The 14964-nt window shown below is 55.5% G+C and carries 13 protein-coding genes; 6 read left to right on the top strand and 7 right to left on the bottom strand.

Going from position 1 to position 14964, the window contains the following annotated elements:
- Positions 1-8: 8 nt before the first annotated feature.
- Together glnL and glnA are read right to left on the bottom strand one after the other, a co-directional pair.
- Positions 9-1058 (bottom strand): nitrogen regulation protein NR(II), encoded by a 1050-nt coding sequence (gene glnL, locus EH164_RS22100; RefSeq protein ID WP_023479377.1) that lies wholly within the window; start codon positions 1056-1058, stop codon positions 9-11.
- Positions 1059-1259: 201 nt separating this feature from the next.
- Positions 1260-2669: a glutamate--ammonia ligase gene (glnA, locus tag EH164_RS22095; RefSeq protein WP_023479289.1), complete on the bottom strand. Its 1410-nt coding sequence runs from the start codon at positions 2667-2669 to the stop codon at positions 1260-1262.
- Between the two features lie 380 nt (positions 2670-3049).
- Here glnA and typA point away from each other — a divergent pair, with 380 nt between their 5' ends.
- The 5 genes from typA to fabY all read left to right on the top strand — a co-directional run bounded on the left by typA (position 3050) and on the right by fabY (position 7897).
- Positions 3050-4873 (top strand): ribosome-dependent GTPase TypA, encoded by a 1824-nt coding sequence (gene typA, locus EH164_RS22090; RefSeq protein ID WP_023479326.1) that lies wholly within the window; start codon positions 3050-3052, stop codon positions 4871-4873.
- 141 nt (positions 4874-5014) lie between these two features.
- On the top strand, positions 5015-5611 hold the full coding sequence (yihX, locus tag EH164_RS22085; protein ID WP_124971032.1) for a glucose-1-phosphatase: 597 nt from the start codon (positions 5015-5017) through the stop codon (positions 5609-5611).
- Positions 5608-6480, top strand: a complete 873-nt coding sequence (locus EH164_RS22080; RefSeq protein ID WP_124971029.1) for a virulence factor BrkB family protein — start codon at positions 5608-5610, stop codon at positions 6478-6480. The genes yihX and EH164_RS22080 overlap by 4 nt, the downstream gene beginning before the upstream one ends.
- Positions 6477-6911, top strand: coding sequence for a D-aminoacyl-tRNA deacylase (dtd, locus tag EH164_RS22075; RefSeq protein ID WP_124971027.1), 435 nt, complete (start codon positions 6477-6479; stop codon positions 6909-6911). Before EH164_RS22080 ends, dtd begins: the two co-directional genes overlap by 4 nt.
- Before the next feature lie 44 nt (positions 6912-6955).
- Positions 6956-7897, top strand: coding sequence for a fatty acid biosynthesis protein FabY (gene fabY, locus EH164_RS22070; RefSeq protein ID WP_023479318.1), 942 nt, complete (start codon positions 6956-6958; stop codon positions 7895-7897).
- A 53-nt stretch (positions 7898-7950) separates the two neighbouring features.
- On the opposite strand, the gene EH164_RS22065 is transcribed toward fabY, so the two are convergent.
- Positions 7951-8862 (bottom strand): alpha/beta hydrolase, encoded by a 912-nt coding sequence (locus EH164_RS22065; protein WP_124971024.1) that lies wholly within the window; start codon positions 8860-8862, stop codon positions 7951-7953.
- A 200-nt stretch (positions 8863-9062) separates the two neighbouring features.
- On the opposite strand from EH164_RS22065, the gene EH164_RS22060 reads away from it, so the two are divergent.
- Entirely contained in the window at positions 9063-9308 is a 246-nt protein-coding gene (locus EH164_RS22060) for a CopG family transcriptional regulator (RefSeq protein ID WP_124971021.1), read from the top strand.
- Positions 9309-9358: 50 nt separating this feature from the next.
- Here EH164_RS22060 and fdhE read toward each other — a convergent pair whose 3' ends face one another.
- Genes fdhE through fdnG form a run of 4 tightly spaced genes read right to left on the bottom strand, consistent with a single transcriptional unit; the run spans position 9359 to position 14885 of the window.
- Complete coding sequence (gene fdhE / locus EH164_RS22055) at positions 9359-10288, bottom strand: formate dehydrogenase accessory protein FdhE (protein ID WP_023479362.1); 930 nt, start codon at positions 10286-10288, stop codon at positions 9359-9361.
- The gene (fdoI, locus tag EH164_RS22050; RefSeq protein WP_124971018.1) at positions 10285-10923 is read right to left on the bottom strand and encodes a formate dehydrogenase cytochrome b556 subunit; all 639 of its coding nucleotides are present in this window, start codon (positions 10921-10923) and stop codon (positions 10285-10287) included. Before fdoI ends, fdhE begins: the two co-directional genes overlap by 4 nt.
- Positions 10920-11822: a formate dehydrogenase subunit beta gene (gene fdxH / locus EH164_RS22045; RefSeq protein WP_023479333.1), complete on the bottom strand. Its 903-nt coding sequence runs from the start codon at positions 11820-11822 to the stop codon at positions 10920-10922. Before fdxH ends, fdoI begins: the two co-directional genes overlap by 4 nt.
- A 12-nt stretch (positions 11823-11834) precedes the next feature.
- A complete protein-coding gene (fdnG, locus tag EH164_RS22040; protein ID WP_164483636.1) occupies positions 11835-14885 on the bottom strand; it encodes a formate dehydrogenase-N subunit alpha in 3051 nt (1016 codons plus the stop codon).
- Positions 14886-14964: the final 79 nt, after the last annotated feature.

Raw genomic sequence — 14964 nt, 5'->3', positions numbered from 1 at the left:
AAACACCTCTACTTCCGAATAGGCAGGAATACCGAGAACTCGGTATGGCCTGGCCAACTGGTAAATTCAATTTTGCCTGAGTGTTGATCAATCAGGCTGCGTGCAATCGATAAGCCAAGCCCGGTGCCGCCTTCGCGGCCGCTGACCATCGGGTAAAACAGCGTGTCCTGCAAATGCTGCGGTATACCCGGGCCGTTATCCTGCACATCGATTCTTGCTGCCAGGCGATAACGTACGCCGTGCAGCGTTAACTGGAACGCGGTGCGCGTACGCAGAATAATTTCGCCGCCCTCCGGCCCTAATGCCTGAAGCGCATTGCGCACGATATTGAGTAAAACTTGCTCGATCTGGTCAGGATCGTGCGCCAGCTCCGGCAAGCTGGGATCGTAATCGCGAATTAACGTGACGTTGGCCGGTAGCTCCATCGACACCAGATTCACCACGCGCTCGGCCACTTTATGGATGCTTTCGGTAACGTGCATACCCGGCTGCTGCGGCCCTAACAGGCGATCGACCAGATTGCGCAGGCGGTCGGCCTGCTCAATGATCACTTTGGTATATTCCAGCAGCGACGGGTCGGGCAGGGCTTTACTCAAAAGCTGTGCCGCGCCGCGCAGGCCACCCAAAGGGTTTTTAATCTCATGGGCCAGGCCGCGTACCAGATCGCGCGCCGCCACCTGCTGCGCATGCTGAAGCTGCTCCTGGCTTAAACGGCGCTGGTTATCCATCGGTGCCATTTCCAGCAGCACCAGCCCGTCCGGCAGGCGTTGCGCCGTCAGGGAGAGAATATGCGAGCGCCCGTCGATAACCAGCGTCACTTCGTTATCGGTAAAGCCCTGGCCTGCATGCAAACTTTCACGCATCAGGTCGATATTGAGGGAGAAGTAGCTCAGCAGTTCCGGCAGCGGAGTGCCGAACAGTTTGCGCGAGCTTTGCGCCAGCAGCTGTTGTGCCGCGGGGTTGGCGTAATGTACCGCCAGGTCGTCATCAACCAGCAGGATGCTGTTGATCAAAGAGTTGAGGATCTGCCCAGCATCGGGCAGCGCGCCGCTTGCCATGTAGCAGTCTCCCGGAGATATGCACCAATTTTGTGCAGTATAGCGTTATAGAAAGAAAAAGCGCGTGAGATCAGGTTGTTGTCGGCGAAAAAAGCCCATCGTGTGATGGGCCAAAGTTTCCACGGCAACTAAAAATTCTCTGGCTGATTTCTCGCCGCCAACTGGCTGTGACGAGAAATCGGCCGAGTATTAATAACGTAATTAAACGCTGTAATAGAGTTCGAACTCTACCGGGTGCGGCGTCATGCGAACGCGGTCGTTCTCTTCAATGCGCAGCGCAATGTAAGCGTCGATAGCGTCGTCGGTGAATACGCCGCCAGCGGTCAGGAACTCGCGGTCAGCGTCCAGCGCGTTAAGCGCTTCTTCCAGGGAGCCTGCAACCTGCGGGATCTCTTTCGCCTCTTCCGGCGGCAGATCGTACAGGTTTTTGTCCATTGCTTCGCCCGGGTGGATTTTGTTCTTAATACCATCCAGACCTGCCATCAGCAGCGCGGCAAAGCACAGGTACGGGTTCGCAGCCGGATCCGGGAAGCGCACTTCGATACGACGCGCTTTCGGAGAAGCAACTACCGGAATACGGATAGAGGCAGAACGGTTACGGGCAGAGTAGGCCAGCATTACCGGTGCTTCGTAACCCGGGACCAGACGCTTGTAGGAGTTGGTGGTCGGGTTAGAGAGGGCGTTGATCGCTTTAGCGTGTTTGATTACGCCGCCGATGTAGTACAGCGCCATTTCAGACAGGCCAGCGTATTTGTCGCCAGAGAACAGGTTGGTGCCGTTCTTGGAGAGAGACATGTGGCAGTGCATACCGGAACCGTTATCACCGAACATCGGTTTCGGCATAAAGGTCGCGGTTTTACCGAAGCGGTGCGCAACGTTATGTACCACATATTTGTAAATCTGAATTTCGTCCGCTTTTTTGGTCATGGTGTTGAAGCGGGTTGCCACTTCGTTCTGACCCGCGGTCGCTACTTCGTGGTGATGCGCTTCAACAACCAGGCCCATCTCTTCCATCACCAGACACATGGTGGAACGCAGATCCTGAGAGGAGTCTACCGGCGGAACCGGGAAGTAACCGCCTTTCACAGCCGGACGGTGACCTTTGTTACCACCTTCATATTTGGTGGTGGTGTTCCATGCGCCTTCGATATCGTCGATAGCAACGCTGGAACCGGAGATGGAGCTGCCGAAACGCACGTCGTCAAACAGGAAGAATTCCGGCTCTGGCCCGAACAGCACGGTGTCTGCCAGACCGGTGGAGCGCAGGTACTCTTCAGCGCGTTTGGCGATGGAGCGCGGATCGCGATCGTAGCCCTGCATAGTGCCTGGCTCGAGGATATCGCAGCGAATAATCAGCGTAGACTCTTCGTAGAACGGGTCAATGACAGCGGTAGTGGCGTCCGGCATCAGCACCATGTCGGATTCGTTGATGCCTTTCCAGCCACCAATCGAAGAACCATCAAACATTTTGCCTTCTTCGAAGAAGTCAGCGTTTACCTGATGGGCTGGGATCGTGACGTGCTGTTCTTTACCTTTGGTATCTGTGAAGCGCAGATCGACAAACTTCACTTCGTGCTCATTCAGCATCGTCAAAACGTGTTCAGCGGACATACTTAAACTCTCCCGGGATTGTCATTGTCGTCGTGGTAACGAGGTCTTCTAATTACTACGTAAATCTGGCGTAGTTGCCGTACAATGGATAAGCGAAATCTATGCCAACTTTTAAATCACCCTAAAAAGGCGTTATCATGCTCGGCATAGTGCAAAAGGGCTGCACCATGATGGTTACCTTGCACCAATATAGTGCTTTTATGGAAACATAGGGCACCATATTGGTGCAATTTTCGTTATTTGCCCCTTTTAACGCTCCGTGAAAGCGATCACAAAGCAACTCTGCAATACTTGTTTGCAGGGTATGTTTGTGATCCTGTTTAGTCCTTCGATTAATACGTGTACAATAACGCGCTATTTCTAATGCCTGAGGCAAAGTTGTGATCGAAAATCTGCGTAACATCGCCATCATTGCTCACGTTGACCATGGTAAAACGACCCTGGTTGACAAGCTGCTGCAGCAATCCGGTACGTTCGACGAACGTGCTGAAACTCAAGAGCGTGTGATGGACTCCAACGATTTGGAGAAAGAGCGTGGGATTACCATCCTCGCTAAAAACACCGCTATCAAATGGAATGATTATCGTATCAACATCGTTGATACCCCAGGGCACGCCGACTTCGGTGGTGAAGTTGAGCGTGTAATGTCCATGGTCGATTCCGTGCTGCTGGTGGTTGACGCATTTGACGGCCCGATGCCGCAAACGCGCTTCGTGACCAAAAAAGCATTTGCCCATGGTCTGAAACCTATCGTGGTAATCAACAAAGTTGACCGTCCTGGCGCGCGTCCGGACTGGGTTGTTGATCAGGTCTTCGACCTGTTCGTTAACCTTGACGCGACCGACGAACAGCTGGACTTCCCGATCGTTTACGCTTCTGCGCTGAACGGTATCGCGGGTCTGGACCACGAAAACATGGCTGAAGACATGACCCCGCTGTACCAGGCGATTGTTGAACATGTACCGGCACCGAACGTCGATCTCGACGGCACGCTGCAGATGCAGGTTTCCCAGCTCGATTACAACAACTACGTTGGCGTAATCGGCATCGGCCGTATCAAACGCGGTAAAGTGAAGCCGAACCAGCAGGTCACTATCATCGATAGCGAAGGCAAAACCCGTAACGGTAAAGTTGGCAAAGTGCTGACTCACCTGGGGCTGGAGCGTATCGAGAGTGACGTGGCTGAAGCGGGTGACATCATTGCGATCACCGGTCTGGGCGAGCTGAACATCTCCGACACCATCTGCGATCCGCAGAGTGTTGAAGCACTGCCGGCGCTCTCCGTTGATGAGCCGACCGTAACCATGTTCTTCAACGTCAACACCTCTCCGTTCTGTGGCAAAGAGGGTAAATATGTTACCTCTCGTCAGATCCTTGATCGCCTGAACAAAGAGCTGGTGCACAACGTTGCGCTGCGCGTTGAAGAGACTCAGGATGCGGATGCGTTCCGTGTTTCTGGTCGTGGTGAGCTGCACCTCTCTGTTCTGATCGAGAACATGCGTCGTGAAGGTTTCGAAATGGCGGTTTCCCGTCCGAAAGTAATCTTCCGCGAAATCGACGGCCGTAAACAAGAGCCGTTCGAGAACGTAACGCTGGACGTTGAAGAGCAGCACCAGGGTTCTGTCATGCAGGCACTGGGCGAGCGTAAAGGCGATCTGAAAAACATGAATCCGGACGGCAAAGGCCGCGTACGTCTCGACTACGTGATCCCAAGCCGCGGTCTGATCGGCTTCCGTTCAGAGTTCATGACCATGACCTCCGGTACCGGTCTGCTGTACTCCACCTTCAGCCACTACGACGATATTCGTCCGGGCGAAGTGGGCCAGCGTAACAACGGCGTGCTGATCTCCAACGGTCAGGGTAAAGCGGTTGCGTTTGCGCTGTTCGGTCTGCAGGATCGCGGTAAGCTGTTCCTCGGTCACGGTGCGGAAGTGTATGAAGGCCAGATCATCGGTATTCACAGCCGTTCTAACGACCTGACGGTAAACTGCCTGACCGGTAAGAAACTGACCAACATGCGTGCGTCCGGTACGGACGAAGCGACGGTTCTGGTTCCGCCGATCAAGATGACCCTGGAGCAGGCGCTCGAGTTCATCGATGACGACGAACTGGTAGAGGTAACTCCTCAGTCCATTCGTATCCGTAAACGTCATCTGACTGAGAACGACCGTAAACGCGCAATGCGCGGTGCAAAAGAAGACTAATTAACTTCTTTTAGCCCAACAAAAGCCGCTGATAATCAGCGGCTTTTTTTTATCCAGCGATCGCGGGCGTGAAAGGGCCCGCTATTCAAGCGGAAACTTTCCCGCTACAGTTAACTCTCCATGGCAGGCAAGGAGAGGCAAATGCTCTATATCTTTGATTTAGGTAATGTGATTGTCGATATCGACTTCAACCGGGTGCTCGGAGCCTGGAGCGATTTCAGCCGCGTACCGCTGGCAACCCTGAAGCAGAACTTTGTCATGGGGGAGGCCTTCCACCGTCATGAACGCGGGGAGATCAGCGATGAGGAGTTCGCCAAAGCCCTGTGTGAAGAGATGGCGCTGCCGCTAAGTTATGAGCAATTCTCCACCGGCTGGCAGGCGGTATTCGTCGCGCTACGCCCGGACGTTATCGACATCATGCACAAACTGCGCGCGAAAGGAGACCGCGTGGTGGTGCTGTCGAACACCAACCGTCTGCATACGACCTTCTGGCCGGAACAGTATCCGGAGATCCGCGCCGCCGCCGATCGTATCTATCTCTCGCAAGAGATGGGCATGCGTAAACCCGAAGCCAGAATTTACCAGCAGGTTCTTACGCAGGAAGGCTTTTCTGCCGAGGATGCCGTCTTTTTCGACGACAATGCTGAAAATATCGCTGGCGCTGAGCGCGTGGGGATTACGTCGATCCTGGTCGCTAACAAGGCCACCATTCCGGACTATTTTTCAAAGCTGCTATGAAAGATGCCGTAAAACAGCGCGCGAAGAGGAGTGCGCAGTCGCTGCAGGCCTGGTCAAAACTGCTGTGGCGACATATCAACGATGACAATATGACGACGCTGGCGGGGAATCTCGCCTACGTCTCACTGCTGTCGCTGGTGCCGCTGATTGCGGTGATCTTCGCGCTGTTCGCCGTTTTCCCGATGTTTTCCGACATCAGCATCCAGCTGCGTCACTTTATTTTTGCCAATTTCATTCCCACAACCGGCGACGTTATCCAGAACTACATTGAGCAGTTTGTCGCAAACTCGACGAAAATGACGGCGGTCGGGGCTTGTGGGCTGGTGGTTACTTCGCTGCTACTGATGTACTCCATCGACAGCGCGCTGAATACCATCTGGCGCAGCACCCGCGTGCGCCCGCATGTCTACTCGTTTGCCGTCTACTGGATGATCCTGACCCTCGGCCCGCTGCTGGCCGGGGCGAGCCTGGCGATCAGCTCCTATCTGTTGTCGCTGCGCTGGGCGAGTGAGCTCAATAGCGTGATTGATGATGTGCTGCGTATTTTTCCGCTGATCCTCTCCTGGCTCTCATTCTGGCTGCTCTACAGCATTGTTCCGACTACGCGCGTACCAAACCGCGATGCGGTGCTGGGCGCGTTTGTTGCGGCGGTGCTGTTTGAACTGGGCAAGAAAGGTTTTGGCTTATATATCACCATGTTCCCCTCCTACCAGCTAATTTATGGCGTGCTGGCCGTTATCCCTATCATGTTTCTCTGGGTCTACTGGACCTGGTGTATCGTCTTGCTAGGGGCTGAAATTACTGTCACTCTCGGGGAATACCGCGAACTAAAAAAAGCAGCACAACGAGAAGAAGCAGACCAACCATGATTGCATTAATTCAACGCGTTTCTCGCGCGAGCGTTAGCGTGGCGGGAGAGGTGACGGGTGAAATCGGCCCGGGTCTTCTGGTATTACTGGGCGTCGAAAGGGAAGACGACGAGCAGAAAGCAAACCGCCTGTGTGAACGGGTGCTGGGATACCGAATTTTTAGCGATGCCGACGGGAAAATGAACCGCAACGTCCAGCAGGCCGGTGGCAGCGTGCTGGTGGTGTCGCAGTTTACGCTGGCAGCCGATACGGAACGCGGCATGCGTCCGGGCTTTTCGCGCGGTGCCGCGCCGGAAAAAGCTGAGGCGCTCTATAACCACTTTGTTGCACACTGCGGTCAGCAGATCGCCACGCAAACCGGGCGCTTCGCTGCCGATATGCAGGTGTCGCTGGTCAATGACGGTCCCGTCACATTCTGGCTAGAGATATGAGCCAGCTTGCGGCGCGGCCCCGGGTCACAAGAGAGAATGCAGCTATGTATCATCTTCGCGTACCGCAAACTGAAGAAGAGTTAGAACGTTACTACCAGTTCCGCTGGGAAATGTTACGCAAGCCATTGCACCAGCCGCAGGGCTCCGAGCGCGACGCCTGGGACGCTATGGCTCATCACCAGATGGTGGTTGATGAAGAGGGCAATATCGTTGCCTCCGGTCGGCTCTATATCAATGCCGATAACGAAGGCTCGATCCGCTTTATGGCGGTGCACCCCTCCGTACAGGATAAAGGCCTCGGCACGCTGATGGCGATGACCCTTGAATCCGTCGCCCGTCAGGAAGGTGTTAAGCGCGTAACCTGCAGCGCCCGTGAAGATGCGGTGCCCTTTTTCGCCAAGCTTGGGTTTATCAATGAAGGCGAAATCACCGCGCCGCAAACCACACCCATCCGCCATTTTCTGATGATCAAACCCATCGCCTCGCTGGATGATATTCTTCATCGCGGCGACTGGTGCGGTCAGCTGCAGCAGGCCTGGTATCAGCATATTCCGCTCAGCGAAAAGATGGGCGTGCGCATCCAGCAGTACACCGGGCAGAAATTTATTACCACCATGCCGGAGATTGGCAATCAAAATCCGCACCATACGCTGTTTGCCGGTAGCCTTTTCTCACTGGCGACGCTCACCGGCTGGGGACTTATCTGGCTGATGCTGCGCGAACGCCACCTCGGCGGCACGATTATTCTCGCCGACGCCCATATCCGCTACAGCTCGCCCATCAGCGGTAAACCAAGCGCCATTGCCGATCTCGGCTCGTTAAGCGGCGATCTCGACCGCCTGGCACGCGGGAAAAAAGCGCGCGTACAGATGCAGGTGGAACTGTTTGGCGATGATAAGCAGGGCGCGATTTTCGAAGGCATCTATATCGTTCTGCCGGCAAAACCGTTCGGCTCGTTCGAAGAGGGCGGCAACGAAGAGGAGTAGGCGCTGGGCCTGCCGATGGCGCGCGCGAAAGGCGCGCTTTCCCGTATAGCCAGTTACACTCTGGCGATGCGTGCTGCCACATCGTAGATCACATCCACTGCCGTGCGGCTGATGCCAGCAAGCTGGAAGAAACCGTGTATCACGCCGAGATAACGCGAACAGGAGCAGGCCACGCCCTGTTCGGTCATTCGCTGATAGAGTGACTCTCCTTCATCGCACAGCGGGTCAAACTCCGCTGTGACAATATGCGTCGGCGGCAGGCCGTTGAAATCATCGCGCCACAGCGGGCTGACGTCCGGCAGCAGGCGATCGGTCTCGCCAAGATAGTGCGTATAGCCGGAGAGCAGCGCCTCGCGGGTGATCACATAATCTGCGCCGTTAAGGGTATAGCTGTCGAACCAGGCGGTTGCATCAAGCATCGGGTAGATGAGGATCAGCTGAGCAGGCAGCCACTCGCCTGCGGCTTTTAAGCGCAGTGCCGTGACCAGCGCCAGATGCCCGCCCGCGCTATCGCCCGCCAGCGTGATGCGCTGAGGATCGATGCCAAGCTGCTGCGCGTTTTGCCGGATAAGTTCTGCACCCCGCAGCGCATCATCATGCGCCGCTGGCCAGCGGTGTTCCGGCGCAAGCCGGTACTGCACGGCGATGACCCGGCAGCCGCTGTAAAAGGCGAGCTGACGCAGCTGTTTATCATGGGTATCAAAGCTGCCGCTAACAAAACAGCCACCGTGATAGTAGATAAGCGCAGGCAGATTGCCGTTGGCATTTTGCGGTGAGTAGCCGCGAAAGCGGATACCCTCAAGCGTTAACTCACTCACCTCAACACGGGTTTCCGTCTCGCCTGCCAGCGTCGTGCTGGCGAGATACCCCGCGCGCCGGTCATCAATACTCTGCTCGCCGACGGAAGGCCGTCCTGCAGCAATAAAGTCGCTTACCAGTTGGCTAATACCCTGTTCCAGTGCCATTTCGCATTCCTTTGTCTGTATAAATACCCAGGTTTTATAGCCTGGTTTTTGCGAAATGGAAACGGGGGTTTTGAGCTGAAAATGAAAAGTGGAACCCAGCTCGAAAGAACGTTTTTTTCCTCAAAATGACACTTGCCCAGTAAAAATGACAGCGTATCGTGTGGCTGGAAAATAAACGCATACGATAACTGAGGCAATATATGGATGTTCTCTCTGGAGTGATTATGGGGCCTGTTTTGTTGGATTTATCAGATGATGTTATACGCAGGCTCGATAGCTTAAAGCAGCAGCGTAACCTTCCTCGAGCTGAATTATTACGAGAAGCGGTTGAGCAATATCTTGAAAAGCAGAACACGACAAGATTGCGAAATGCCCTGGGGTTGTGGAGACGCAAGGGCGAGGATGGGCTCGAATGCGAGAGGAAACTGCGCGAGGAGTGGTCATAGTGATGACCAAAGTAACAGGCCGGGCAAAAATTTACCGCGACCTGCTGATTTTACTCCCCTTCGCCGGGGAATAAGAACGGGTTGATGGAGCTACGGGCGAACCCTTCCTGCTCCATGCGGGCATCGAGGATCAGCGACGCAAGATCGTCGGCTACCGCTTCGACATTCTGGTCTTTTTCCTGATAAAGAATCTTCAGGTAAGTGCCGCAGTCGCCGCAGCTTTCCGCTTTGATTGCCGCCTGCTCGTTATCCAGCGACCAATAGTGCAGATCGCGGGTTTGCTCGCAGTTGCTGCACTTGACGCGCACCACGTGCCACTCGGTTTCGCACAGGTTGCAGTGCAGGTAGCGCAGCCCCTGGCTGCTGCCGATGTGCACCGTACTGGAAACCGGCATCGATCCGCAGACCGGGCAGAACTGGCGCTGTTCGCCATATTCCGCGCGGGCTTTCCCCGGAATCAGGCTGGCCATCTGCGCCCAGTAGAGCGACAGCGCGGCCCAGATAAAGGGCGCTTTATCGCTGCTGACGGAGGCGAAGTCGGCGGCAAAGAGCGCGCTGGCCATCGCTTCCAGCTCCTGTGCGGAGGCTTTTTCCAGGTTCTCGATCACCGCCAGCGCCGGGCCGCTCATCTCCGGTTTCAGTTCAGCGATCAGCGAATGCAGCAGTTTGTGCCAGTGCGTATCGCGCGGCAGGACATGAATATCAAGCGGCGGCTTGCCCTGCGCGGCAGCTTCTTTAAGACGCGCCGTCAGATCGAGTTGTAACGGGTGGTCATACAGCACCACCTCCTGGGCATGGGCGATAAGCGCGGCAAAACGCAGATAATCACCCAGCGGATTACTCTCTGCCAGCGTGCGCAGACGTTCCGCACGGCGGTTATAGAGGTTTTTGAGTCTGGGGAATAACAACGGCGGAATCACTTCCGCCGTGCGTTTTTCGCTCTTCTCCAGCTCATCTTGCGGGATTATGCGAATACTCATTCAGTTGGTTTTTCCGTTGTCTTGCTGCGAACTTCCCGGTACCAGCGCGGGTGATGTTTCTTCGCCCAGGTGCTGGTAACCCAGCCTTCCACCATTGCGGTTATGGTGCCTTTAACCCACAAGGCGGCATAAATGTGCACCATGATAACCACAATTAACGCGACTGCTGCAAATGAATGCACCATCAGCGCTAAGCGGATCACCGGGATGGGAAACGCGGGTGCAAAGTAAGGGCGCCAGATAACCACGCCGCTTGCCAGTAGCAACACCAGGAAGATAATCGCCGCCCAGAACACACACTTCTGACCGAAATTATAGCGCCCGGTGTCACCCACTTCCTCATTGATGACGATCTTACGAATATTCTTCGCCCAAAAGATATCATCCCTATTGATGAGGTTATGGTGCCAATAGCGGAAAAACATGATTATAAACGAGGCAAACATCACCACGCCGACAAACGGATGAAGAATACGCGCCAGCTGCGGCGTCCCGAGAATGTTCATCAACCAGTTGAAGGAGGGGAAGAAAAACCCCAGCCCGCTCACCGACGCCAGCACGAAGCAGAAGGCGGTGATCCAGTGGTTGATGCGCTCGGGTGCCGAATAGCGCACGATGGTGTCACGTTTTCTCATTTGCGCACCTCGTCTTTCTCTTCATGCAGGTTGTCCTCTTCCTCTTCTGCGCGGTTCGGACCGACACCGACATAGTGGAAGATGCTGGCCGCGAAGGTGGCAGCAAAGCCGACCGCCGCAAGTGGTTTCCAGATCCCTTTCCAGAACTTCACGGTTGCGCTGATTTCCGGGTTCTCCGGCAGGCCGTGATACAGATTCGGGTTATTGGCATGGTGCAGCACATACATAACGTGCGTGCCGCCAACACCGGCCGGATCGTACAGACCTGCGTTATCGTAACCACGGGTTTTCAGCTCTGCCACGCGCTCGCCAGCGAGGTTTTTCATATCCTCTTTGGAGCCAAAGTGGATAGCGCCGGTCGGGCAGGTTTTCACGCAGGCCGGTTCCTGGCCCACCGTCACACGGTCAACACACAGCGTACATTTGTAGACGCGGTTGTCTTCCGGGTTCAGGCGCGGCACATCAAACGGGCAGCCAGCGATGCAGTAACCGCAGCCAATGCACTGCTCAGACTGGAAGTCGACAATGCCGTTAGCATACTGAATGATAGCCCCTTCTGACGGACATGCTTTCAGACAGCCAGGATCGGCGCAGTGCATGCAGCCATCTTTACGAATCAGCCACTCCAGTTTGTCGTTCTGCTCCACTTCCGAGAAACGCATCACCGTCCATGATTTGGCGGTCAAATCCGCCGGGTTGTCATACACCCCGACGTTATGCCCCACCTCATCACGCAGGTCGTTCCATTCGGAACAGGCCACCTGACAGGCTTTACAGCCGATACAGGTGGTGACGTCGATAAGCTTCGCCACTTCCTGCTGGTGATCCCGCGCCTGAGGCGCGGGTGTGAAACCGTTAGTCGCGGAACGACGGATGATGTCTTGCGATTGATAAGCCATAAGTCGTCTCCGTTACACCTTTTCCACATTCACCAGGAACGCCTTGAACTCTGGCGTTTGGGTATTCGCATCACCGACAAACGGCGTCAGCGTGTTGGCGATAAAGCCTTTCTTCGCCACGCCTTCGTAACCCCAGTGAATCGGAATACCAATCGTGTCGATATCTTTGCCGTCCACTTTCAGGGTACGAATACGCTTGGTCACCACCGCTTTGGCTTTGATATAGCCACGGTTGGAGGAGACGCGCACGGTATCGCCCTGCGTAATGCCCAGCTTGCCCGCCAGTTTCTCGCCAATCTCCACAAACTGTTCCGGCTGCGCGATGGAGTTCAACAGCGCGTGTTTGGTCCAGTAGTGGAAGTGCTCGGTCAGGCGGTAAGTGGTCCCGACATACGGGAACTTATCGGCTTTACCCATCGCAGCGAGATCGTCTTTAAAGACGCGCGCGGCAGGGTTCGAGACGACGTTCGGGTGCAGCGGGTTGGTGCCCAGCGGCGTTTCAAACGGCTCGTAGTGTTCCGGGAACGGCCCTTCCATCATCTTATCGAGAGCGAAGAGGCGACCCATCCCTTCCGGCTGCATGATAAACGGCCCGACTTCACTGCCAGGTGCGGCGGTGCTGTAGTCCGGAATATCTGCACCCACCCACTTGCCGTTGGCGTAGCTGAGCAGCTTGCGCTTCGGATCCCACGGGTTACCCTGCGGGTCAGCGGAGGCACGGTTATAGAGAATACGGCGGTTGAGCGGCCACGCCCATGCCCAGCCCAGCGTATTGCCAAGGCCCGACGGATCGGCGTTATCACGGCGCGCCATCTGGTTGCCGTCCGGCGTCCAGCTTCCGGCGAAAATCCAGCAGCCGCTTGAGGTGGTGCCGTCATCGCGCAGGTGCGCAAAGCTGCCAAGCTGGTTGCCTTTCTTCGCCAGCACGTCGCCGCTTACCGGATCGATAATATCGACCAGCGCTTTGCCGTTGCTCTCCATCGCCACTTCTTCCGCCGACGGATTCTCCGGCGTCGAGTAGTTCCAGGTCATGTTCAGAACCTGTTCCGGATTCGCGCCACCCTCTGCGGCATACATCTTACGCAGGCGTAAGAAGATACCGGCCAGGATCTCACCGTCGTTCAGCGCTTCGCCCGGGGCGTCTGCGCCTTTCCAGTGCCACTGCAACCAGCGGCCGGAGTTAACGATGGAGCCGTTCTCTTCAGCAAAGCAGGTCGACGGCAGGCGGAACACTTCGGTCTGGATGGTCGACGGATCGACATCGTTAGACTCGCCGTGGTTCTGCCAGAAGGTCGAGGTTTCCGTATTCAGCGGATCGATGGTCACCAGGAACTTCAGTTTCGACAGGGATGCCACCACCTTGTTCTTGTTCGGGAACGAGGCGACCGGGTTAAAGCCCTGGCAGAGATAGCCGTTGACCTTGCCCTGGCTCATCATTTCGAAGTACTGCAGAACGTCGTAGCCTTTGTCCCACTTCGGCAGCCAGTCAAAGCCCCAGCTGTTCTCCGCGGTCGCTTTGTCGCCAAAGAAGGCTTTCATCATCGACACGAAGAATTTCGGGTAGTTGCTCCAGTAGTTAACCTGGCCTTCCAGCAGCGGTTTCGGCGTATTGACGGTCAGGTAGGTCTTGAGATCCTTCTGCTTCTCGCTCGGCAGCGTCATGTAACCCGGCAGGCTCTGCGACAGCAGGCCAAGATCGGTCAGACCCTGAATATTGGAGTGGCCGCGCAGGGCGTTTACGCCGCCGCCTGCCATCCCCATATTGCCGAGCAGCAGCTGGATCATCGCCATGGTACGGATGTTCTGCGCGCCGACGGAGTGCTGCGTCCAGCCCAGGGCATAGAGGAACGAGGCAGTTTTATCATGCACGCTGGTTTCCGCGATGTACTCGCACACCTTCAGGAAGTCCGCTTTTGGCGTCCCGCAGATGTTTTCAACCACTTCTGGCGTATAGCGGGAAACGTGCTGTTTCAGCAGGTTCCACACGCAGCGCGGGTGAGTCAGCGTTTTATCGCGCTTAGCGAAACCCTTCTCATCCAGCTCGTAGTTCCAGGTAGTTTTGTCGTACTTGCGTGTTTCCGCGTCATAGCCGGTGAACAGGCCATCTTCAAAGCCAAAATCTTCACGCACGATCAGGCTGGCGTTGGTATAGGCTTCGGTATATTCGCGGTTATATTTTTCGTTGTTCAGCAGGTACAGCAACACGCCTGACAGGAAAGCGATGTCAGTACCGGAACGAATCGGCGTATAAAAATCCGCAACAGAGGCGGTTCGCGTAAAGCGTGGATCGATAACAATCAGCTTCGCGCCATTGTGGATCTTGGCTTCCATCGCCCAGCGGAATCCCACCGGATGCGCTTCTGCCGCGTTCCCTCCCATCACCACGATGAGATTGGCGTTCTTCATGTCAACCCAGTGGTTGGTCATCGCACCGCGACCAAATGTTGGAGCAAGACTTGCTACCGTTGGTCCGTGTCAGACACGCGCCTGGTTATCGACGGCTAACATGCCGAGGGCGCGGGTAAATTTCTGGGTTAAATAGCCGGTTTCGTTACTGGAAGCGGATGCGCACAGCATCCCGGTGCTCAGCCAGCGGTTCACGGTGGTGCCTTCGGCGTTCTGCGCAACATAGTTGGCGTCGCGGTCGGCTTTCATCAGTTTGGCGATGCGCTCAAAGGCATCTTCCCAGGTGATGCGTTGCCACTTATCGGAACCTGGAGCACGGTATTCCGGGTATTTCAGGCGGCTTTCAGAGTGGATGAAATCCACCAAACCTGCCCCTTTCGGGCAGAGCGCGCCGCGGTTTACCGGATGGTCCGGGTCCCCTTCGATATGGAAAATTGACGCTTTGGCGTTTTTTGCACCGTCGCCGAGGCTATACATTAATAGCCCACAGCCCACGGAACAATATGTGCAAGTATTACGGGTTTCGCGGGTGCGCAACAGCTTATATTGCCGTGTCTCCGCGAGTGCAATGTTAGGGGCAAAGCCCAGTGCTGCAGCCGTTGTACCTGCCATACCGCCAGCGCAGATCTTAAAGAACTGCCTTCTGCTGACCTGCATGGGTTACTCCTGGGTTGACATTACTCTTATCGTTTTTTTCTTTGCGGTGAATTTCACAAAGGTTCAGAATTGCCGCATA

Origin of the sequence: Kosakonia sp. CCTCC M2018092, assembly GCF_003864115.1 — a bacterium.
Classification (GTDB): domain Bacteria; phylum Pseudomonadota; class Gammaproteobacteria; order Enterobacterales; family Enterobacteriaceae; genus Kosakonia; species Kosakonia cowanii.
This window is presented reverse-complemented; position numbering and strand designations above follow the sequence as displayed.

Excerpts from the sequence above, each read along its gene's own strand:
- fdhE (WP_023479362.1), bottom strand. The coding sequence starts at position 10,288 with ATGAGTATTCGCATAATCCCGCAAGATGAGCTGGAGAAGAGCGAAAAA.
- glnL (WP_023479377.1), bottom strand. The coding sequence starts at position 1,058 with ATGGCAAGCGGCGCGCTGCCCGATGCTGGGCAGATCCTCAACTCTTTG.
- fabY (WP_023479318.1), top strand. The coding sequence starts at position 6,956 with ATGTATCATCTTCGCGTACCGCAAACTGAAGAAGAGTTAGAACGTTAC.
- fdoI (WP_124971018.1), bottom strand. The coding sequence starts at position 10,923 with ATGAGAAAACGTGACACCATCGTGCGCTATTCGGCACCCGAGCGCATC.
- EH164_RS22065 (WP_124971024.1), bottom strand. The coding sequence starts at position 8,862 with ATGGCACTGGAACAGGGTATTAGCCAACTGGTAAGCGACTTTATTGCT.
- yihX (WP_124971032.1), top strand. The coding sequence starts at position 5,015 with ATGCTCTATATCTTTGATTTAGGTAATGTGATTGTCGATATCGACTTC.
- fdxH (WP_023479333.1), bottom strand. The coding sequence starts at position 11,822 with ATGGCTTATCAATCGCAAGACATCATCCGTCGTTCCGCGACTAACGGT.
- dtd (WP_124971027.1), top strand. The coding sequence starts at position 6,477 with ATGATTGCATTAATTCAACGCGTTTCTCGCGCGAGCGTTAGCGTGGCG.
- EH164_RS22060 (WP_124971021.1), top strand. The coding sequence starts at position 9,063 with ATGGATGTTCTCTCTGGAGTGATTATGGGGCCTGTTTTGTTGGATTTA.
- glnA (WP_023479289.1), bottom strand. The coding sequence starts at position 2,669 with ATGTCCGCTGAACACGTTTTGACGATGCTGAATGAGCACGAAGTGAAG.
- EH164_RS22080 (WP_124971029.1), top strand. The coding sequence starts at position 5,608 with ATGAAAGATGCCGTAAAACAGCGCGCGAAGAGGAGTGCGCAGTCGCTG.